Consider the following 22079-nt stretch of genomic DNA (forward strand, 5'->3'; position numbering starts at 1 on the left):
ATAGAGTTAATTATTTTATTTAAGCTACTCCCCAATATAGCTAATTATAAATAGTTTCTAGGCTTAATACTGGTCGATTCAGGCTGTCGTTAATACACTTCAATACTAAAGGGCTTCTAAGCGGTAGTGATTTTATTTGCTCTAATGTGTACCAGTTAGCGCTGATAATGTCGGTATCTATTGGCGTTGGCGCTTTTATATTATCAGGCGCTTCAAATAAAAAGCAGAATCGTAAATAGTGCACTCCATTTTCGGCATGCAAATTATACACACCTAAAAAGCCGACTGGCTCAAGCGCTAAGCCTGTTTCTTCAAGTAGCTCTCTGCTTGCAGCTTGTGCAAGAGTTTCGTTTTGCTCTAAATGACCCGCAGGTTGATTGTAACAAACCTGCTGTGTAAATTTATCGCGCTCTTTTACAAGTAAAAACTCATTATGCTTTTTTACTATTGCCGCAACTGTTACATGCGGTTTATGCATCAACTACACCCTTAATTACTTTGTATTCACCACAATTAATATCATCTAACGTATAGTTGCCAATACTGTAGCGAATAAGGCGAAGTGTAGGGTGGCCAATATGCGCGGTCATTCGACGAACCTGTCTGTTTTTACCTTCATTAATTGTAATACTTAGCCAAGTGGTAGGGATTGCTTTTCGCTCGCGTACAGGCGGATTACGAGTCCAAATTGTAGGTTCATCAATTATTTTAACGTTAGCGGGGAGTGTAAGCCCGTCTTTAAGTTCTACGCCATTACATAAATCATTAATTGATTCGCTTGTTGGTTCACCCTCAACTTGTGCCCAGTAGGTTTTATTCGTCTTTTTATCAGGTGCCGTTAGGGTATTTTGCAATTTTCCACAGTTTGTTAAAAGTAATAAACCTTCACTGTCCCTGTCTAATCTTCCTGCTGCGTAAACTTCTTTAATAGGTATAAACTCAGCGAGAGTTTTTCTGTCTGCGTCATCCGTAAATTGGCATAGCACATCAAATGGTTTATTGAATAACACAATTTTTCTGTCTTTAGATGCTATTTGCGGCTTTATTTCTCTTTTACCTGAAGGCGTTTTGTTAAGTGCACTGCGTGAATAAGTACGCCCTGTACTTCTTTTTGGCTTGGATTCAGTTACTTGATTATTGCCTGATTTAGATCTCATTATATGCACCTAGCTGGTTTTGGTAATCCGGCGATTTTTGTTGCTTGCTTAGCAGGGCCTTTAGGGAATAATTTATATAAATAAAGGCTGTTTCCTTTGTCTTCACCGAGTGCTTTTGCCATTGCTTTTACAAGCATCCGAATTGCTGGGCTGGTGTTATATTCAATATAAAAATCACGAACAAAGTTAATGACTTCCCAGTGTTGAACGCTAAGGGTAATGTTTTCTTGGATAGCAATTACAGGTGCAAGCTCCTTTGACCACAAAGTATGGTCAAGCAAGTAGCCTTGTTTGTCGGTTTCAATTTGTTGGTTGTTAAATTCAAGCATGAGTTACCACGTAATTGATTGATTAGTTGATAAAGTGAGTGCCACAAAATCTTCATAGCTAATGGCTTTATCGTTATCTGTTAATTTTATTGCACGTACTTGCGCGTCTTGTTCAAGTATTAACAGTGTATCTGCAAATTGCCTAAATTGTTTTTTTGCAAAGCAGGCATCACCAACAAGTAGCACGTTATCGTCTGATAAAATTAAGTTCTCTAGCTGATTTGCCGAGTAATAGTTAAGCGGCTTAGAAAAAATATGTAATGTACTCATAAATTCACCACATGTTGCTGCGCTTTAATTAATGTTTGTTGTTGGCTAAAGTTGAGTGCTTTTGCCTCTATGAGTAAATCATGTTTATTTAAACCATAATCAAGCAATGACTTTTCACACACGTAGATGTTTTCAACATCATAGATTTCGAGTGTTTTAATGTTTTTAAAAAAATCTTTTAATCCAATATTGTTTGGTTGTTGATGCTTTTTTAAAGCTAAAACGGCGGGGCCGCTAAACAACCAACTCACATTTTGGTCAACGGCAGCAAATATCAATGTCATATCAAGTGCATCACGAATATTTAAATCGTCAAATGGACTGCACTGACTCATTACTAATACGTTTATCATTTAAATTGCACCCATTTATCAGCGTCGCTTGCAAGCATTGCAAATTCAGCTAGCCCTGCGACTGCAAATACACCTGTGTTTTTAATATCAAACCCGCGTTTTTCAGCGGCGGTAACACACAGCATTAAATTTAGTTTTTGATCGGCGAGTTGCTGCCAAAGTGCTGAAATTTGAAGTTCGTCTGAGGATAAATCAAAGTGGGTAGATGCATGATAAATACCTTGCTGGTATAAAAAAATAGCATTAATGGTGTGCCCTTGGGCTAAACATGCATTCGCAAACTTAACTAACCTTTGCGTTGTATCGTGATCGGATGGTGGTGTATGTAATGAAAGAACAAAACGTGACAAAACAATTCCAATAAAAAAGCCCCAATTAAGGGGCTATTTTAACAGAACTATTTAATTAGTCATCACTTGCGCCAAGTAGAGCAAGTAAAGACGTAAATAAGTTATATACGCTTAGGTATAAAGACACTGTTGCGCGAATGTAGTTGGTTTCGCCGCCATTAATGATTCGGCTTGTATCGAATAAAATCAAACCAGACATGATCAATACAACTGCCGCATTAAGCACCATAAACATCAGCGAACTGCCAACAAAAATATTAACAATGCTAGCTACAATCACAACTATTAAGCCAACCGTTAAAAAGCCACCCATGAATGAGAAGTCTTTTTTAGTGTTCAGTGCATAAGCAGATAAACCAAAAAAGATAAGCGCCGTAGAACCTAACGCTTGCATAATAAGCATTGGGCCATTAGGCATTGCAGCATAATGGTTAAGTAATGGACCTAAGCCAGCCCCCATTAAACCTGTGAAAGCAAACACCCAAAATACACCAGATGCTGTATCTGCTTTTTTATTTACAACAAATAATAAACCGAACGAAACAAGTGTAAACACAATTCCCATAAAGTAAGGTAATTGTAGTGCCATTGAAATACCGGCTGTAACAGCACTGAAAGCAAGTGTCATAGCTAGTAAAAAGTAGGTGTTTTTAAGTACCTTGTTTGTTTCAATGGTAGACATTACCGGTTTCGCGGTATTGTACGATTGATTAAACGCCATTGTAGAGCTCCTTTAAGTGAAACGTGTGTGTTTCGATAATTTAACTAAAATTAGATTACCAACTCTTATATGTTTGGGCAAACCTTTGTAGATCAATAGAGTTAAATATTTAAATAAAAGAGTATTGACGGCTAAATTAAAAACACTTTGTTCTAACTTTAGACAAATTAATTGTTTTTTAAGCACTTAAACAATTAATTTAAAAAAAAGCTTCACAAAAGGGATGGGTTTCCCTATTATGCAGGCCGTGCGGAGAGATGGCAGAGTGGTCGAATGCACCGGTCTTGAAAACCGGCATGGGTTTATAGCCCATCTAGGGTTCAAATCCCTATCTCTCCACCACTTATTTAATAAGTGTGTGGTAATTAAAGTATCATTCATTTAAATAGTTATTAGTACACTCTTACTTTTAACTTAGCAGTATCGGAGAGATGGCAGAGTGGTCGAATGCACCGGTCTTGAAAACCGGCATGGGTTTATAGCCCATCTAGGGTTCAAATCCCTATCTCTCCACCATATAACAAAATAGCCCGCTAATTTAGCGGGCTTTTTTGTGTTTGGAACAAAATCAGTGCACTTATACCAATCCGCAATAATACTTAATCATTTTGCGGGGCTAAACGTGCCGCTCCCTGCGTTAAAAAATTCTCATTTAGAACAACTAAATAGCGGATTTTTTGCCTAGCTATCAACACGTTTTTCCGCCCTCAAAATAGACCACTTAATTAAGCGAATTGGTATTACATGTTTTATCTCTCATTAGTAAAATCTTAAAAGCAGATAGAATTGCTCACACACCATCTTCTGCTGTTAAATAACGTTGATGTTCTCTTCCTTTTTTTGTTTTTAATAAAACTACCATCACAAAAAATTTTAAATGAGTTGGAATGCACATATTAATGTGTGCTATTTTTAAATATTGGTGGATTAAAGGTATGCAAAATAGGATGTTGTGGCTCAAAGATGATCTAGATTCGAGAAAGTTAGTTGTATATCGTGCCGTCATGTTTTCGTTTATAGCGCTTTTTGTACTTTTTGTATTTCAACCTTTTGGCACTTCAAGCGATACCGAGTCTTACAAGTTTCTGCGGCTTTTTGGCTATGGGTTAGTAACCTTTTGTGCTTTGCTATTGTCAGGTTTTATAGAAATAGTGTTACTTAAGTTTAAGCTAAGTAAATTAAGCCGTTTAATTATTATTCCTATCACATATATTTTAATTACTGCGTTATTCAATCATGGGTATTTTGTGGTTGCTGTACTTGGGTCTTGGCATTGGCAGAATCAATTACTTTTTGTAGGGTATATTTTTTGTATTGGTGTATTTCCTCTTATTTTTTTACTTGTGGTAAATAGGCATGTAATAGATTTAACTAAGCCAAGTACAGTTAGCGTCGATCAAGAGCAGTTGAGAGAAGTTGAATTAAAGACAATTACTCTTAAAGGCGATAATAAAAACGACGAAATTAACACGGCTCATCACCATATTTTATTTATTAAATCTTCAGACAACTATTGTGAAATAACAATACTGGAAGGAGCTTCAACTTCACGTAAACTATTACGTGTATCTCTTAGCGGTTTATTAAAGCAGCTTCCAGAAAATACAATTATATTACGATGCCACCGTTCTTATGCGGTTAACCTGCAAAACATTCAGCACTACAGTGGTAATGCTGGAGGGTTGCAATTATCGCTGCATACAATTGATATTAAAATACCGGTGTCTCGTTCTTATGTAAAAGTAATAAAAGATGCTTTGTCATTAATCCCAAAAACATGTTAATCCCCCCTAAAACATGGGCTTTATACCTCGTCTTGTAATTGAGACCTAATAAGTCGCTTTGTATTTTTACTATTGCCAAGATTAAGTTGAAATTTACAACTTAACGAGGAAAGTAGATATGAAATACGCTATCAAGGCACTTGTAATAATTTCTATATTTGTATTTTGCCACTATGTAATGAGGCAGTTTTGGGGAGAAGGTTGGTCTAGCTGGTTGTCTGAACTTGATAATCTAACTGGCATTTTATTTACCCCCGCTAAATATACTTTTTTATATGGACCGTTAGTTATTGCGGCTATTATTTTGTTTAAACAAAGTGAGCCTTTTGAATCTATAGGGCTTAATTCTTCTGGTTTTATTAACTATGCACTCGCAGCAATTATTTGTTGTGCTCCTATGGCAATAGGTTATGGATTTTTGAGTGATGAACTTAACCTATCAATACCAGCAATAATCACCGGCTCAGTTTATGCGGGTTTTTTTGAAGAGCTAATTTTTAGGGCTGCATTGTTTGGTGTTTTATTTAAATATTGTAGATGGGGCTTTGTGCCTGCGGCATTAATTAGTTCAGTAATATTTGGCCTGGGTCATATTTATCAAGGTAATGATGCGATTTCTGCATTGATGGCGGTTGCGATCACTACTGTAGCAGGTACATGGTTTGCGTGGCTATATTGTGAATGTGGTTATCGTATTTGGTTTCCTATGTGGATGCATATTTTTATGAATGCAGCTTACGGAATATTTGGTATGTCGGGTGGCGCAGTAGGTGATCTACAAGGTAACTTGTTTAAAGCAACAGCCATTGTGTTAAGTATTGTGTATGTTGAGATGCTAATTCGACGAGGAAAGCAGCGCGAAGTTACATTATCAAAATTATTTCAATGCACTAAAAGTGGCCTTTATACGCAACAAGCTAACTTAAATTGATTGGGAAACGACCATGCTAGAACTATTTATTGTAATAACTATATTTAGCTCACCCTTTGTGATTCTTACTATTACTAAACGTTATTTCACCTATAAAACTACAATAATGGCAGCGCAAGCAAAATTTAAAGGACTGAGTAATAATAAGATAACAAAATTAGAGGAACAAACAGCGATGTTGAACAAAAGATTGGCAGTGCTAGAGGAAATAGTAACATCTCGCCACTTTGAGTTATCAAATAAAATAGCTCAGTTATAAGCACTTTGATAAGTATGACCCAAACGTATGAGCCTATTAATTTATTAATAGGCTCATACTGCAATAAGGTTTATTTTTAATCATAAATTACGACCATAGTCTCTATTTCTAAGCTTTAGATCTTGGTGCATGCTTAATACATTAAAATTTATACTCTGTATTAAGGATTATTAGATGAAACATCAACTCGCAAAAAGCGTCGCGCTTTCATTATTGTCCCCGGTAATTATTGGCAGCTTGTTAGGATTGTATTATGCACTAACGCTACAGGGGGATTTCCTATCCGTATTTTTTCAACTGTTGATGACTGCTATCTCAAATGCACATATTGTAGGCTTAACTATGGCGGCCTTTGTTGTGCCAGGGTATTTACTAATGTTTAAGTATTCTAAAGTTAATTATTCAGGTGTATTAACGCTTGGTTTGTTAGGTGGCGCTATATTTAGTTACTTATTAAGTGCCTCTACTGGCGAGATATTTTTGATTAATAGTGTTATGTCAGCATTTGCAGCCGGACTGTTTTTATTTGGTCTTCGCAAATCGGTAAAAAAATAATCGCAGCATTATTAACCAAGCACGCTGATAAACGGTGCGATTTCCTTTTTTTTACCTCCAAAAGGTTCCAATTTTTCACGACAAAGAGTACCTTTAGCTACTGTATGTTTAATAAGAAGTAGTTTGGTATGCAAAAGCACGATTTTTACCAGTCATTAGTTAAGCAAACTGAATCGCTGATAGCTGGTGAATCTAATGTAATTGCCAATTTGGCAAACATAAGCGCGCTGTTATTTACCTCTTTAGAAGATGTAAATTGGGCGGGCTTTTACTTTATGGATTCTCCTACTGAATTAGTACTTGGTCCGTTTCAAGGTAATCCTGCATGCATCCGTATTCCCGTTGGGAAAGGGGTATGTGGAACAGCTGCGGCAACCGCTGAAACACAATTAATTGAAGATGTTCACGCTTTTGACGGGCATATAGCCTGCGATGCAGCGTCTAACTCTGAAGTGGTTGTACCTATCATGAAACATGGTAAAGTATTCGCAGTACTAGACATTGATAGTCCAAGTATTGGCCGATTTGATGCTGATGATAAAGCTGGCCTTGAAGCATTAGTGAAATGCTTAGAGGCGAGCCTGTAATGAAAGATTTGCTAAATGTTCAAGACTACCTATTTGCTGTGCAAGATGTTGGCGACTGGGAAGGCGAAGAAGAGCATGTAGCGGAAACGCTCAATGATTTAATTCATATTGCATGGGATCGTCTTCCTGATGATTCAGAATGTGAATTTATTGATGAAACAATTAATGGTATTTGGGAACACCTTCGGGGTGATATGGCTGTAATTGAAGCCGATTTCGAAGAGTTGGTCGACTGGGTAACACACTACGTCGATTCGTCCCTTGATGAAAAGATGTGAAAAATAGGTTCTAAAATGGAAACCACAAACAAGCTAAAAGATATTAATGAAGTGTTGGAATTTTTATATCAAGAATTCCCACAATGTTTTAAACAAAAAGATGGCATCAAGCCGCTTAAAGTAGGTATTTTTAAAGATATTGCTGAGCGTATTGAAGGGTCTGAAAAAGTAAGTAAGACACAAGTTCGTCAAGCGCTTAGAAAATACACGTCTAATTGGCGTTATTTAGAAGCTGTGACAAAGTCAGAGTTTCGTATTGATCTTGATGGTAATCAAGGTGAAAAAGTTGAGCAAGAGCATATCGACCATGCACAAAAGGCATTGGAAGAAAGCCGCGCTAAAATGGCAAAACGTAAAAAGCAACAGCGTCCTCGCCAAGATTCTGATTCTAAATCTTTCAAGAAAAAACCAGCTCATGCTAGCAAAGCAGGCGATAAAAACGCACCTGCTGCTAACAAACCTGCTAAAGAAGCGCCAGTTAAACGTTCAGGAAAAATTGAACCTTTACCAGCAACTGAGGTCAAGGTTAATAATAAGGTTAAGGTTAAACTTGGCCAAGCACTTGTAAATGCAGTAATCACTGAAGTGAACAAAGATGACGTTCATGTTGAATTAGTGACAGGTATGCAAGTTAAAACCAAAGCTGACAGCTTATACATCGTTTAAGTTGTAAATAAATTAAGGAGTTGTGTATGAGTAAAAAGTTTACGCTCATTCCGTTAGTTGCTGCCCTGTTTTCAGGTTCATTATTTGCTGCTGTAGAAGCCGTTACAATTGACGATTTACCCCAGCTTAAGCAAGAGAGTCAACATGGTACTGCTAGCAAACGAGTGGCTAGCTTATTTGCTCGTTCACACTATACACCGGTTCGATTTAACGATGAGCTTTCTAGTAAAGTGTACGATCGTTATATCGAATCCCTTGATTTTAATAAAAGCGTTTTCTTAGCCAGCGATATCGCTTCTTTTGAGCAATATCGTGATGACTTTGATAACGCTATTACTACCGGTAAATTAGACTTTACGTTTGATATTTTTAACTTAAGTCTTAAACGCCGTTTTGAACGTTACGAGTATTCACTTACTTTACTTGAAAAAGAAATGACGTTTGATAAAGAAGATGAATACTTTTTTGACCGTGAAGATTCAGCATGGCCTGTGTCACAAGCTGAGCTTGATGAAATTTGGCGTGAGCGTGTAAAGTACGACGCACTGCGTTTAAAAATGACGGGTAAAGATTGGGAAGGCATTAAAGAGGTACTAACCAAACGCTATAAAAATGCTGAAAAGCGTTTAGTACAATCTAATTCAGAAGATGCTTTTCAAATTGTTATGAATTCGCTAGCACGCAGTATTGAGGCGCATACGTCTTATTTATCGCCACGTCGTGCAGAGCAATTCAAAATGGATATGGACTTAGAGCTTGAGGGCATTGGTGCCGTACTAAGCCCAGATGAAGACTACACTGTTATTCGCAGCTTAGTGCCGGGAGGCCCTGCAGATAAAACAGATCAAATTAAAGCTGATGACCGCATTATTGGTGTTGCCCAAGATGGCGAAGAATTTGTAGACGTAATTGGCTGGCGTTTAGATGACGTAGTTGATTTAATTAAAGGTCCTAAAGGGACTAAAGTACGTCTACAGTATTTAAAAGGTGTTGACGCTCACGGCGCACCTAAAGTTGTTGAAATCACGCGTGATAAAATTCGACTTGAAGATAGAGCGGCTAAATCAGAAGTATTTGAAGCAAAATACTCTGATTTAACAAGTAAAGTTGGCGTGATTGAAATTCCAGGCTTTTACAATAATCTTTCGAAAGATGTAAAAGTTGAGCTGGCTAAGCTTAAAGAAGAAAAAGTTGATGGTATTATTATCGACTTACGCCAAAATGGTGGTGGTTCTTTATATGAAGCAACACAACTGTCTGGTTTGTTTTTTGACCAAGGTCCAGTTGTTCAAATTCATACCTTAAATAACCGTATTGAAGAGCAAAAAGATCGCGATGGTATAACTTATTACGATGGTCCTTTAACTGTTTTAGTTGACCGTTACAGTGCCTCTGCTTCTGAAATATTTGCAGCAGCTATGCAAGATTACGGCCGTGCGGTTATTATTGGCGAGCAGACTTTTGGTAAAGGTACTGTACAGCAGCACAAAGGCTTAGGCCGCGCTTACGATTTATACGATAATGCGCTGGGTAGCGTACAGTATACGATTGCTAAGTTTTATCGTATTAACGGTGGTAGTACGCAACATAAAGGTGTGATCCCTGATATTTCGTTTCCATCAGCAATTGATCCTGCAGAGTGGGGCGAAAGTAAGCAAGATAATGCACTTCCTTGGGACAGCATTGTTAAAGCGAAATACAAAAAATTAGGTAATTTAACACCTATTATTACGTACCTTGAGAAACAACACGAAGTACGAATTAAATCAGAACCAGAATTTGGTTATGTATTTAATGACATTACCTTATACAACGAAGAGAAAGACCGTAAAACTATCTCTTTAGTTGAAGCAGACCGTATTAAAGAAAAAGATGAAGGTGAAGCACGTGCACTTGTACGTACTAACGAGCGTCTTAAGCGTTTAGGTAAAGATCCGGTAGAAAACTTAGACGATTTACCTGAAGTAATTGAAGAGCTTGACCCATTTTTGGAAGAAGCTGCATTAATTACTCAAGATTATATTAATTATGGTCGTATAGCTAAGAAGTAACAACTGGTTTTACCTCTATAAAAAAGGCGCATTAGCGCCTTTTTTACTACCTAAAATTTACTAAATTGTTATAATATTTGATTACATAAAGTTGAGCTAGAACAATCATGCTCAATTAATGCGCTTTACGTGCTAAAAATAATAATTAAACACACAGTAAGTGTGTCTAGGAGTCTCTACTTTGAAGCTATTGGATGACAAACCAATCAAGCCCGCCTCGTTTTTTGATGCATTAATTCCTATCTCTGTATTAATTTGTTTACTTGGTGCTGCCGTTTACTTATTTGGTGATAACTCTTCATCAGGCCCTAACCAAATTGCACTTTTATTTGCTACTTTTGCAGCGGCTTTAATTGGGCTTAAAAACGGTTATACATGGAAAAAATTAGAACAAGCTATGATCGAAGGTATAACGCTTTCACTTGGCGCTATCCTAATTTTACTTATGGTAGGTGCGTTAATTGGCACTTGGCTACTTTCTGGAACTGTACCAACTTTAATTTATTATGGCTTGCAAGTTATAAACCCAAGTTGGTTTTATGCAGCGAGTTGTTTAATTTGTGGCATTGTAGCTATGAGTATAGGTAGTTCTTGGACTACTGCCGCTACGATAGGTGTTGCTTTATTAGGCGTTGCAACGGGTCTTGGACTTGAACAAACAGTTACAGCAGGCGCTGTTATATCTGGCGCGTACTTTGGTGATAAGTTAAGCCCGCTGTCTGAAACAACCAATTTAGCGCCAGCAGTTGTAGGCGCTGATTTATTTGAGCATATTCAACATATGCTGTGGACGACAGTACCAAGTTTTGTAATTGCGCTGATTATATTTATATTCATGGGCTTTAACGCAACTGCTTCAAGCGAAGCGGGGCGCATTGATGAAATAACGGCTATTTTACAGCAAAACTTTAATATTGGTTTTGAAATGCTAATCCCGCTAATTGTACTTTTAGTTTTAGCGATTAAAAAAATGCCAGCCTTTCCTGCTATCTCTATCGGTGCTGTTGTGGGCGCTGTTTGGGCCATGTTGTTTCAATCTGATTTAATTGCTAGTCAAATTGATGTTTCTCAAGGGCAGTTAGTTGGCTATTTTAAGCTTGTTTGGACGACGTTTTTTGATGGTTTTAGCATAAGTACAGGCGATGACAAAATGGACTCCCTACTCAGTGGTGGCGGTATGTCTGGAATGCTTACAACCACATGGCTTATTATGACTGCACTGATGTTTGGTGCCATTATGGAAAAAACAGGCCTTTTGGATATTTTTGTTAAAAGCATACTTAAAATAGCTAAAAGTACGGGATCGTTAATTGCGGCAACAATAGCAACGTGTATTGGTACTAACGTGATAGCGGCCGATCAATATATTGCAATTGTTGTACCTGGTCGTATGTTTAAAGATGAATATGAAAAACGTGGTTTGAAGCCTGTTAACTTATCTCGTACATTGGAAGATGGCGGTACAATTACCAGCCCACTAATTCCATGGAACACGTGTGGCGCATATATGCAAAGCGTTTTACTAATAAATCCTTTTGATTATGCACTCTACGCTTTCTTTAACTTAATTAACCCTGTTTTAGCGGTGGTTTATGCCTACTTGGGCATTAAAATTTTACGTATTAAGCCAAAACAATCCGCCTAATTTTAAACAGCTCCTTTTAACTTAAAAGGAGCTGTTTTGGAGTATCTATGACTGAATCAAGTAAACCTCAAGCACAATATCTTAAAGACTATAAAGCTCCTGATTTTTTAATTGACCACACAGAGCTAACCTTTGACTTACAGCCATTATCAACCAAAGTAAGCTCTTTGCTAACGCTTACGCGTGTTGGTGATAAAAAAGCACCTTTAGTGCTTGATGGTATTGATTTACGCTTACTGTCTTTATCTATTGATACGGTTGATATAACTGATTATGAAATTATTGGCGAGCAGCTAATAATTAATAACCTACCGGATAGTTGTCAATTAAGTATTGTGACCGAGATATCGCCTGAGACGAATACTTCTTTAGAGGGTTTGTATTTATCAGGTGGCGCGTATTGCACGCAGTGTGAAGCGCAGGGTTTTAGAAAGATCACCTATTACATGGATCGCCCTGATGTACTTGCCACGTTTGATGTAACTATTATTGCCGATAAAAAGTATCTACAACTTCTTTCTAATGGTAATCAAGTAGACAGTGGTGAAACACAAGATGGTCGTCATTTTGTTAAATGGCAAGACCCATTTAAAAAGCCGAGCTATTTATTTGCACTTGTAGCGGGCGATTTTGATGTTTTAAAAGATACGTACACGACTAAAAGCGGCAGAAATGTAGAATTAGCATTGTTTGTTGATAAAGGTAATTTATCTAAAACTCCTCATGCTATTGCCTCACTCAAAAAGGCAATGCAGTGGGATGAAGAACGCTTTAATTTAGAGTATGACCTTGATATTTATATGATTGTAGCCGTCGATTTTTTCAACATGGGCGCGATGGAAAATAAAGGGCTAAACGTTTTTAATAGTAAATGCGTATTAGCTAATCAAGAAACAGCCACAGATAAAGACTACCATACGATTGAATCCATTGTAGGGCATGAGTACTTTCATAACTGGACAGGTAACCGAGTTACTTGTAGAGATTGGTTTCAGTTATCGCTAAAAGAAGGGTTAACTGTATTTAGAGACCAAGAGTTCAGTAGTGATTTAGGCTCTCGTGCACTTAACCGAATTGATGCGGTCAAAGTTATGCGTACGCATCAGTTTAGCGAAGATGCAGGCCCTATGGCTCACCCAATTCGCCCTGAGAAAGTTATTGAAATGAATAACTTTTATACAGTAACTGTATACGATAAAGGTGCCGAAGTTATCCGTATGATGCACACATTACTGGGTGAAACTAATTTTCAAAAAGGGATGACGCTTTACTTTGAGCGCCACGATGGGCAAGCAGTTACATGTGATGACTTTGTAAGTGCGATGAGCGATGCATCAGGTGTTGATTTAGAGCAATTTAAACAATGGTACAGCCAATCAGGTACACCGCGTTTAAATGCAATTCAAGAATTTGATAGTAGCTCAAATACATACACTTTGACAATCGAGCAAACAGCGCCAGCTAATCAGCCAGAGAATAAAAAGCTTCATATACCTTTTGCTATTGAACTACTTGATGCCAATGGACAAAGTATTGCTCTGCAATATAAAGGTAAAAAGCTAGATCATGTACTCGATGTAACTAATGCGACTCAAATATTTAGCTTTGATAATATTTTAGAAAAGCCTGTTGCGGTTTTGCTAGAAGACTTTTCTGCACCTTGTATTTTAAACCAGCAAACAACAGAGCCCGAACTATTGCATATTATGCGTTTTGCGCGCAGTGATTTTTCACGTTGGGATGCACAACAGCAGCTATTCATTAAGGCGATTAAATCTCAAATCACCGATGCAACGAATAGCGTATTAAGCAGCGAAATTATAAATGCGCTACGTGTACTTATAAACACCAAAGAGGGCGATTTAGCTTTAATTGCAGAGCTGTTTAAATTGCCGAGTTTTGACACGTTAGCTGCTGAATTTGATGTAATACCTGTAGATGACATTATTGAAATAACAGAAAAGTTTGAGCAACAAATTGCTGATGAACTTGCTGATGAGCTGCTTAGTTGTTACGAATCTCTTGAAGATGATGGCAGTATAAGTGCAAGCGCTGTTGCGAATCGTGCTTTAAAGCAAATATGTCTGCACTACCTTGCTAAAACACAAAGTCCAGAAGCTGTAACCTTTATTCAAGAAGCTGCAAGCTCGACTAATATGACTAATGTACTTGGTGCCTTAAGCGCTGTGGTAAAAGCTTCACACCCTGTTAGAGATGAGCTTTTGAGTCATTTTGATAGTCAGTGGCGTCATGATGTTTTAGTCATGGATAAGTGGTTTGCACTACAAGCTATGCAATCAGGCAGTACTGCTATAGATGATATTAAGGCACTTTACGAACACCCGTGTTTTGATTTTTCAAATCCTAACCGTGTACGTGCACTTGTAGGAAGTTTTAGCCACTTTAATACAGCACAATTTCATCGAGCAGATGCTCAAGGCTATGCGTTATTAGGTGATTTATTAATAAAACTTAATGCAATTAATCCACAAAATGCATCTCGTATGTTAACACCGTTTATGTCGTGGAAGCGTTACGATGATGTACGCTCACAAGCAATGAAGCTGCAATTACAACGCTTAGCCAACTTAGATGGCCTAAGTGCTGACTTGTATGAAAAGGTTGAAAAAGCGCTCGCATAAATGATTGAGTATTATTTTACCTTAAGATTGAGCTATAACGAGTGCATGGATTACTACCATGGCCGTTTTAGCTCTTTACAAGTTGTAGAGGATGGCGGTAAAACAATTCGTTTTGCTGCTACGCATTTGAGGCCCTTCATTTCGAGCTTGGGTGTACGTGGCCGTTTTAGACTCTTATTAACCCCCGAAAACAAGTTCATCCGCCTAGAGCGAGTGGCCTGACACTCGGTTTTTATGTTATATATACATAAAAATATTGTATTTTTGTTAATTTCAATTTGTCCTATTGTTAAATTACGTGTATAAATTATCTGGTACGACGTCTTACCAATACGTAAGCGTTAACCAGAATAAGAAGTATATGACAGATTAGAGCGAGTATTTGTAATTTTACTGATTCGCTTCTATCGTTATGATTACACTAAAAACAATAACTTGATCACACAAAATGACCCGCGACAGGGGGGAACCAAAATGATAAGAAGATCGCTTTTTGTTAAAAATAGAATCGCTATAGGTTTAGCAGCCGCTAGTTTAGGTTTATCTGCAGCAAGTACTCAAGCTGTAACATTTGAAGCTGGAGGTTTTGATATTACCTTCGATTCAACCTTTTCATATGGGCAAAGTGTTCGTGTAGAAGACAGAGACTTTAACCTAATTGGCAAAAGTAATAACCCAGCATTTGATTGGACAGGATACAACCCAGCGCTAAGTAATACTATTTACTCATCACAAGATGTATGGGCACAACCGGGCTCTTACTCAAACAATGGTGATGCGGGTAATTTAAATTTTGATAGTGGTGACTCCTTCTCAAAACTATTGAAGGGCACACACGACCTTTCAATAAATAAAGATAACTACGGTTTGTTCACTCGCTTCATGTATTTTTATGACTTTGCGTTGATGGATGGCAATCATGCATATTCAAATCCTACATCAGGGCAGGGTGTTAATCCATGTGACGATAAAGACACCAAAGCACAAAGTTGTGCCGACATACGTTTATTAGACGCGTTTGTATGGGCCGATTTTGATTTAAATGATGGTAATAACCCTTTATCTGTCCGTTTAGGCCAGCAAGTAGTTAACTGGGGTGAAAGTACGCTTATATCTCATGGTATTAACGTAAACCCAGTTGATATAGATCGATTAAAAGCACCTGGCGCTGAGCTAAAAGAAGCATTTATACCAATCGGTATGCTTTGGGCATCGCTCGGAATTACTGAGAATATTACGCTTGAAGGTTTCTACCAATATCAATGGCAAGAAACACGTTTACCAGCAGCAGGTACATACTTTTCTACTAATGACTTTGCAGCAGAAAATGGTTATCAGCAGAATGTTCAATTAGGCTTTACGTCTAATCCTGATATTGATGTTGCTTTTTTAACGGATAGTTTAAATAACCTAACATCTGATTTTGCATTAGCAGCAGCTGCTCAAGGTATTGATCCTTCAAGTGCTGAAGGAAGCGCTTTATTAGCCCAAATGTATCTTGCTTACCCAACTAAGGTTGCATTAAAAGGCAAAGGGGATAATGGTAAAACAGAACCTGAAGATGGCGGCCAGTACGGTTTACGTTTAGGTATATTTTTACCTGAATTTAATGATACTGAAATTGCGTTATACCACGTGAACTACCACAGTCGTCGTCCGCTTATATCTGGTCGTGTATCAAACTTTTCACAGGCAGCAATTGCTCAAGATTTAGCAATGATCATGACAACAGAAATCACGTCAGATAATGTTGCTGATTTAGCCGCTTTCTCAAAAGCTGAAAATGACTATCCTGAAGATATTAAACTATATGGTTTAAGTTTTAACACGACTATTGGTGAAACAGCCTTTGCAGGTGAATTTGCGTTTCGCCAAGATGAACCACTGCAAATTGATGATGTAGAGTTACTTTATACAGCTATGCCTGAGCAGTTAGCTCTTGCAGGTCTTCGTCCTGATTTTGCAGGTATTTCGCAAATGAGTTTTGGCGATGATATTAGTTCTGTTGGTGCGGGTGAAGTTGCTCAAGGCTATATTGAACGTGATACATCGCAAATTCAATTTACGGCTACTCACTTATTTGGACCTTCATTAGGGGCTGATAGTTGGGCTGTTGTTGGTGAAGTGGGTGCTGTAAAAATTCATAACATGCCAGAATATGACGAAATGCGTTTAAATGTATCCGGTACTGGCCGTAGTGGCACAATTACAGGCCCAGGTACTACTGATTATTCAACATTGCAACTTGGTTTATCAAATGGCGCTGAAGAAAAATCATTCGCCACAGCATCTTCTTGGGGTTACCGCCTAATTGCTAAAGGTGATTATTTTAACCTTTACAAAGGTATTAACTTCTCTCCACGTTTTGTATTTTCTCATGACGTAAATGGTAATACACCAGATCCTATGTTCTTATTTATCGAAGATCGTAAATCTTTAGGTGCAACCATGAACTTTAACTACCAAAATGCGTGGTCACTTGATGTGAGCTATAACTCGTTTTGGGGCGGCGGCGATATTAATACTTTCTCAGATCGCGATTACGTTTCTTTTAACTTAAAATATTCTATTTAGGGGTAACATTATTATGATTAAAAAACCTACCCTCATCGCTACAGCTTTTTGTAGCTTGTTTGCAAGCAGCGCAGCTTTAGCTAAATTAAACGCTGATGAAGTTGCTCAATTAGGTCAAAACTTAACGCCAATGGGCGCAGAAAAAGCAGCTAATGCTGATGGCTCTATTCCAGCATGGAATAATGGCATTACTTCTGCACCAGCAGGTTATGAAGCTGGTATGCATCACCTTGACCCATTTACAGCTGATAAAGTGCTTTTCACTATTGATAAAAGTAATATTGAAAAGTACAAAGCTAATTTAAGTCCGGGTCAAATCGCTTTATTTGAAGCATATCCAGACACATTTAAAATGCCAGTGTATGAAACACGTCGTTCTGCGTCTTACCCTCAGTTTGTATATGATGCGACTAAAAAGTTTGCACCAACTGCGGAATTAATTGAAGGCGGTAACGGTATTAAAAATACGGCGATTGGTATTCCTTTCCCTATTCCTAAAACGGGTTTAGAGGCAATTTGGAATCACTTATTACGTTACCGTGGCCAGTCTATTGAGCGTTTTGGTGGTCAAGCTGCACCGACTGCATCTGGTTCTTATAACTATGTTGGCTTTGATGAGCAGTTATTAGTTAAATACTCAGACCCTAGTGCAACACCAGCAGAGCTGCAAGACTCAAATATTTTGTTTAAGTTTAAACAAAGCGTTACAGAACCGGCTCGTTTAGCGGGTACTGCATTATTAGTTCATGAAACAATGGATCAAATATTAACGCCGCGCCAAGCATGGACTTATAACTCGGGACAACGTCGTGTTCGTCGTGCACCTAATGTTGCATATGATGCACCAGGCACAGCTGCAGATAGCCTGCGTACTACCGATGATTTTGATATGTTTAATGGCTCGCCAAATCGTTACAACTGGACACTAAAAGGCAAGCAAGAGTTATATATACCTTACAACAGCTATAAACTTCATAGTGATAAGCTAGAGTACGATGATATTTTAATGCCTGGCCATATTAACCCAGAACATACACGTTACGAAAAACACCGTGTTTGGGTTGTTGAAGCTAACTTAAAAGATGATACACGTCATATCTATAAAAAACGTGTGTTTTACATCGATGAAGATAGCTGGCAAGTACAGGTTACTGATATTTATGATAACCGCGACCAACTTTACCGTGTAGCAATGGCTTATGGCCTTAACTACTACGAAGTACCTACACAGTGGAGTACGCTTGAGGTTTATCATGATTTGAATTCTCGTCGTTATTTAGCAATTGGTTTAGATAACCAAGAAAAAATGTACGATTTTTCACAGTCATTTAACGATAACGAATTTACTTCAAGCGCTTTACGTCGCGCAGGTAGATAGTATTAAACTAGGCACTTAACAATTTGTTAAGTGCCTTTTCCTTTCTCATCGCGTTTGTCTTACAGCGCGCAACGCTTTCCCCAGTAAAAAGACAAACAACTCTCTCGTACAAGGCGATTAAAATTTATGAAGTATTTGGTATATGCCAGCCTGATAATAAGCGGTGCGAGTGTTGCACAAGAAGCCCCTAACAATGCAATCAGTGCAACAAATGCAGCTAAAACCTTACTCACCGACATAACCAACACAGGCAATGGTCTAATTGCAGTAGGTAAACACGGTACTGTTATTAAAAGTATCTCGGGTGATAAATGGCAACAAGCTGAGCTAGTCCCAACTCAAGTGCTATTAACTGCCGTTGATTTTAGTAATGAAAATAATGGATGGGCGTGTGGCCACGATGCAACAATAATAAATACTACTGACGGTGGTGTTAATTGGCAACTACAACAAGCACAACCAAAATTAGACAAACCATGTTTAGATATTCTATTTGAAGATGATTTAAAAGGTTTTGCAGTGGGCGCATATGGTATGTTTTATCAAACCACCGATGGTGGTAAACATTGGCAAAAACGCTTTTTAGATTCGCTATTATTTAGTGATGATCGTGATTACTTGAACGATTTAAAAGAAAATGATCCTGAAGGATACGAAGCCGAAACTGCTTCAATTTTACCGCACTTTAATCGAATCGAAAAAACAGATAATGGTTTAATGCTGGTTGGTGAGATGGGCTTGATGGCCAGAAGCATTGATGATGGTCAAACTTGGCAAAGGATAGAAGAAATTTATCCTGGTTCATTCTTTGCTGTTGCATCAGATAGCACACAAGAAATTGTGGCAGGGCTTCGAGGTAATGTTTTTGCAAAGCAAAATGGTGAACAGCAGTGGCAGCATTTCGAAAATGTAAAAACAGCGACGATTAACAACATTATTAATTATAATAACAAACAATGGCTTATGCTTGCCAATAGTGGCGTTATTTTTCATCTTCAAGATGGGTTACTCACCCATGAGCAGCTTGCTGACGGTAAAGCGATTCTTGATGGTGTAATTTTAGATAACAGGCTGATTATGGCTACAGAAGATGGCATTAAAGTGAAGGAGTTAACCCCTTAATGCATAAACTACTCGATTTTATTGAAAAGGCGATTTTTAGACATCGCTTAATTATGCTTATAAGTTTTGCACTTATAACTTGTTTACTTGTATTCAAAGCGACTCAAATTCAATTAGATGCATCGTTTAATAAAAATATCCCGTTAAACCACGATTATATGAAAGTGTATACCAAGCATGAAAAGCAGTTTGGTGGTGCAAACAGTATTTTGATTTCAGTGTGTGATGATAGTGGTGATATATTTAATCCAGAGTTCTTTACCCAATTAAAAGCGGTTCACGATCAGCTTTATTTCATTCCTGGCGTAAATCGTCCATTAGTTAACTCAATATTTTCACCCAGTGCTCGTTTTGTTGAAGTAGTGGAGGATGGCTTTGCCGGTGGCCCAATTATTCCTGCTAACTTTAAAGCAGATAAGCGTGGTTTAGGTGTAGTAAAGGAAAACATTGAAAAAGCAAAAGTTGTAGGACGTATGATTGCCAGCGATTATTCGTGTGCAATGGTAACTGCTCAACTTTTAGAAACTGATCCTCAAACACAACAAAATTTAGACACATTAGCTTTTGCACAAAAGCTAGAAAGTGATTTAAGAGAGCCTTTAAGTACAGACAAAGTAAGTATTCATATTATTGGCTTTGCAAAAATGGCTGGTGATATAGCTGAAGGCGCAAAAGGGGTGGTTGTATTTTTTGCCATTGCTATCGCTTTTACCTTTATTATGGTTTGGCTATTTTGTGGCAGTTTAAAGCTGACTATTTTGCCTATCGCATGTTCCATTATTGCTGTTATTTGGCAATTAGGCCTGCTTTCAAGTTTAGGTTTTGGCCTTGACCCTATGTCTATTTTGGTACCGTTTTTAGTATTTGCTATTGGTGTAAGCCATGGTGTGCAGATGATAAATGCGATTGGTAAAAAAGTAGGTGAAGGTAAAACAACACGTATTTGTTGTCAGTCAAGTTTTAGGGCTTTATTAGTGCCAGGCGGTATTGCACTGCTTTCAGACACCGTAGGCTTCTTAACATTACTTACCATCGATATTGGTATTATCCGTGAACTTGCCATTACAGCGAGTTTAGGTGTAGCAGTAATTATATTTACTAATTTAATTTTATTGCCAGTTTGGGCTTCGTATATGAACTTTGAAAACAGTGTACATATTCAATCTGGTGATGCAGCAAAACCAAACATGCTCGATAAAATCCGCGACTTACTTGTTAAAGCGACTGATCCTAAAGTAGCTAAAATCATTATTGGTTTTACACTTGTTCTATTTGCTTTAGGCTACTGGCAAGCAGATAAAATGCGTATAGGTGACTTACATGCAGGCGCGCCATCACTGCATCAAGATGCCCGTTATAACCAAGACACGTTTTTAATATCAGACAAGTACACTATCTCGTCTGATATCTTAAAGGTAATTGTAGAAGCGTATCCTGCAGCATGTACTGAGCATGATGTGATGGAGCGTATAAGCCGTTTTCAGTACAAAGTAGAGAATGTAGCAGGTGTGCAGTCTGCTGTAAGTTTGAGCTCTGTAGCTCAATCGGTTAACGCAGGCTACAACGAAGGCAATTTGAAATGGCAAAGCTTGCCACGAAATTCAGCAAGTTTAGTACAGTCAACGTCTCGAGTTGAAACTAGTACAGGTTTACTTAACGGTGATTGTTCAGTTATGCCAGTGATTATATTTTTAGATGATCATAAAGCACAAACTATCGATACTGTAATTAAGAGTGTTAAGCAATTTGCGCAAGAAGAGGGCACTGATAAATTAGCATTTAAATTAGCGTCAGGACCTGTTGGCGTAATGGCCGCGACTAATGAGTCAGTTGCAGAAGCGCAAATACCAATGATGCTTTATGTTTATGGTGCCGTTATCATTTTATGTTTAATGAGCTTTAGAAGCGTAAAAGCAACGATTGCTGTGGTATTGCCGCTTTATATCGTATCAACACTGGCACAAGCACTTATGGTGCAATTAGAAATAGGCTTAACCGTTTCTACTTTGCCAGTTATTGCTCTAGGAGTGGGTATTGGGGTCGATTACGGCATTTATATACTGTCGTCGATGATGGGGCAGCTTAAGCAAAATGTACCATTAAGTGTTGCTTATCGAAATGCGCTTGTTGAACGTGGAAGTGCGGTTCTATTTACCGGTATTACACTTGCGATTGGTGTGAGTACGTGGATATTCTCAGATCTTAAATTCCAAGTTGATATGGGTATACTGTTAACCTTCATGTTTTTAGTAAATATGTTAGGTGCGTTATTGTTATTACCCGCTATTGGCAGCCTTCTCTGGACAGACCAGAAAAAATAATGTGAATAATTTTGCTCCTAAATGGCCTGTAAAGGCCATTTATATCTACAATTTGTGAATAGATGACCAAATAGCTGAAATGCTTAAAATGTTTTCATCGAAAGGG

At 37.9% G+C, this 22079-nt stretch carries 22 protein-coding genes and 2 tRNA genes; 17 read left to right on the plus strand and 7 right to left on the minus strand.

What is annotated here, in order from left to right:
• Positions 1-40 precede the first annotated feature (40 nt).
• From I6F40_RS08870 to I6F40_RS08900, 7 genes are read right to left on the minus strand one after another with little or no spacing between them, the layout of a single operon-like run.
• Positions 41-478, minus strand: coding sequence for an NUDIX domain-containing protein (locus I6F40_RS08870; protein ID WP_197192778.1), 438 nt, complete (start codon positions 476-478; stop codon positions 41-43).
• Positions 471-1157, minus strand: a complete 687-nt coding sequence (locus I6F40_RS08875; RefSeq protein WP_007580204.1) for a pseudouridine synthase — start codon at positions 1155-1157, stop codon at positions 471-473. The genes I6F40_RS08870 and I6F40_RS08875 overlap by 8 nt, the downstream gene beginning before the upstream one ends.
• The gene (locus I6F40_RS08880; RefSeq protein WP_007580207.1) at positions 1157-1486 is read right to left on the minus strand and encodes a TusE/DsrC/DsvC family sulfur relay protein; all 330 of its coding nucleotides are present in this window, start codon (positions 1484-1486) and stop codon (positions 1157-1159) included. The genes I6F40_RS08875 and I6F40_RS08880 overlap by 1 nt, the downstream gene beginning before the upstream one ends.
• 3 nt (positions 1487-1489) lie before the next feature.
• On the minus strand, positions 1490-1756 hold the full coding sequence (locus tag I6F40_RS08885) for a DsrH/TusB family sulfur metabolism protein (protein WP_007580209.1): 267 nt from the start codon (positions 1754-1756) through the stop codon (positions 1490-1492).
• Positions 1753-2109: a sulfurtransferase complex subunit TusC gene (gene tusC, locus I6F40_RS08890; protein ID WP_007580210.1), complete on the minus strand. Its 357-nt coding sequence runs from the start codon at positions 2107-2109 to the stop codon at positions 1753-1755. The genes I6F40_RS08885 and tusC overlap by 4 nt, the downstream gene beginning before the upstream one ends.
• Positions 2106-2459 carry a sulfurtransferase complex subunit TusD gene (gene tusD, locus I6F40_RS08895; RefSeq protein ID WP_197192779.1) on the minus strand — a complete coding sequence of 118 codons (354 nt, stop codon included), beginning with the start codon at positions 2457-2459 and terminating at the stop codon, positions 2106-2108. Before tusD ends, tusC begins: the two co-directional genes overlap by 4 nt.
• A 55-nt stretch (positions 2460-2514) precedes the next feature.
• Complete coding sequence (locus I6F40_RS08900; protein WP_007580214.1) at positions 2515-3180, minus strand: Bax inhibitor-1/YccA family protein; 666 nt, start codon at positions 3178-3180, stop codon at positions 2515-2517.
• 251 nt (positions 3181-3431) lie between these two features.
• Between I6F40_RS08900 and I6F40_RS08905 the strand changes: the two genes are divergently transcribed.
• The 17 genes from I6F40_RS08905 to I6F40_RS08985 all read left to right on the plus strand — a co-directional run bounded on the left by I6F40_RS08905 (position 3432) and on the right by I6F40_RS08985 (position 21973).
• Positions 3432-3522: transfer RNA gene (locus I6F40_RS08905), tRNA-Ser, on the plus strand.
• An 83-nt stretch (positions 3523-3605) separates the two neighbouring features.
• Positions 3606-3696, plus strand: a tRNA-Ser gene (locus I6F40_RS08910).
• Between the two features lie 419 nt (positions 3697-4115).
• Entirely contained in the window at positions 4116-4964 is an 849-nt protein-coding gene (locus I6F40_RS08915) for a LytR/AlgR family response regulator transcription factor (protein ID WP_231609336.1), read from the plus strand.
• Positions 4965-5082: 118 nt separating this feature from the next.
• Complete coding sequence (locus tag I6F40_RS08920) at positions 5083-5895, plus strand: CPBP family intramembrane glutamic endopeptidase (protein WP_007586924.1); 813 nt, start codon at positions 5083-5085, stop codon at positions 5893-5895.
• Between the two features lie 13 nt (positions 5896-5908).
• Complete coding sequence (locus tag I6F40_RS08925; protein WP_165727867.1) at positions 5909-6154, plus strand: hypothetical protein; 246 nt, start codon at positions 5909-5911, stop codon at positions 6152-6154.
• Positions 6155-6328: 174 nt separating this feature from the next.
• The gene (locus I6F40_RS08930) at positions 6329-6709 is read left to right on the plus strand and encodes a hypothetical protein (RefSeq protein WP_007586920.1); all 381 of its coding nucleotides are present in this window, start codon (positions 6329-6331) and stop codon (positions 6707-6709) included.
• Between the two features lie 128 nt (positions 6710-6837).
• On the plus strand, positions 6838-7296 hold the full coding sequence (locus I6F40_RS08935; RefSeq protein WP_007586917.1) for a GAF domain-containing protein: 459 nt from the start codon (positions 6838-6840) through the stop codon (positions 7294-7296).
• Positions 7296-7574, plus strand: a complete 279-nt coding sequence (locus tag I6F40_RS08940; RefSeq protein ID WP_002961910.1) for a hypothetical protein — start codon at positions 7296-7298, stop codon at positions 7572-7574. The genes I6F40_RS08935 and I6F40_RS08940 overlap by 1 nt, the downstream gene beginning before the upstream one ends.
• A gap of 15 nt (positions 7575-7589) precedes the next feature.
• A complete protein-coding gene (gene proQ, locus I6F40_RS08945; RefSeq protein WP_197192780.1) occupies positions 7590-8240 on the plus strand; it encodes an RNA chaperone ProQ in 651 nt (216 codons plus the stop codon).
• A 26-nt stretch (positions 8241-8266) separates the two neighbouring features.
• The gene (prc, locus tag I6F40_RS08950; protein ID WP_165726183.1) at positions 8267-10291 is read left to right on the plus strand and encodes a carboxy terminal-processing peptidase; all 2025 of its coding nucleotides are present in this window, start codon (positions 8267-8269) and stop codon (positions 10289-10291) included.
• A 181-nt stretch (positions 10292-10472) separates the two neighbouring features.
• Positions 10473-11936 carry a Na+/H+ antiporter NhaC gene (nhaC, locus tag I6F40_RS08955; RefSeq protein ID WP_007586912.1) on the plus strand — a complete coding sequence of 488 codons (1464 nt, stop codon included), beginning with the start codon at positions 10473-10475 and terminating at the stop codon, positions 11934-11936.
• 47 nt (positions 11937-11983) lie between these two features.
• Positions 11984-14578: an aminopeptidase N gene (pepN, locus tag I6F40_RS08960; RefSeq protein ID WP_197192781.1), complete on the plus strand. Its 2595-nt coding sequence runs from the start codon at positions 11984-11986 to the stop codon at positions 14576-14578.
• The gene (locus I6F40_RS08965) at positions 14579-14800 is read left to right on the plus strand and encodes a DUF2835 family protein (protein WP_010552655.1); all 222 of its coding nucleotides are present in this window, start codon (positions 14579-14581) and stop codon (positions 14798-14800) included.
• Positions 14801-15052: 252 nt separating this feature from the next.
• A complete protein-coding gene (locus I6F40_RS08970; RefSeq protein ID WP_197192782.1) occupies positions 15053-17152 on the plus strand; it encodes a DUF1302 domain-containing protein in 2100 nt (699 codons plus the stop codon).
• Between the two features lie 13 nt (positions 17153-17165).
• Entirely contained in the window at positions 17166-18530 is a 1365-nt protein-coding gene (locus I6F40_RS08975; RefSeq protein ID WP_024592567.1) for a DUF1329 domain-containing protein, read from the plus strand.
• A gap of 126 nt (positions 18531-18656) precedes the next feature.
• Entirely contained in the window at positions 18657-19652 is a 996-nt protein-coding gene (locus I6F40_RS08980) for a WD40/YVTN/BNR-like repeat-containing protein (protein WP_007586906.1), read from the plus strand.
• Complete coding sequence (locus I6F40_RS08985) at positions 19652-21973, plus strand: efflux RND transporter permease subunit (protein WP_197192783.1); 2322 nt, start codon at positions 19652-19654, stop codon at positions 21971-21973. The genes I6F40_RS08980 and I6F40_RS08985 overlap by 1 nt, the downstream gene beginning before the upstream one ends.
• The last annotated feature ends 106 nt before the right edge of the window (positions 21974-22079 follow it).

The sequence above is a fragment of the Pseudoalteromonas sp. SWXJ133 genome (assembly GCF_015864365.1).
In the GTDB taxonomy this organism is placed as follows: Bacteria; Pseudomonadota; Gammaproteobacteria; order Enterobacterales; family Alteromonadaceae; genus Pseudoalteromonas; species Pseudoalteromonas arctica.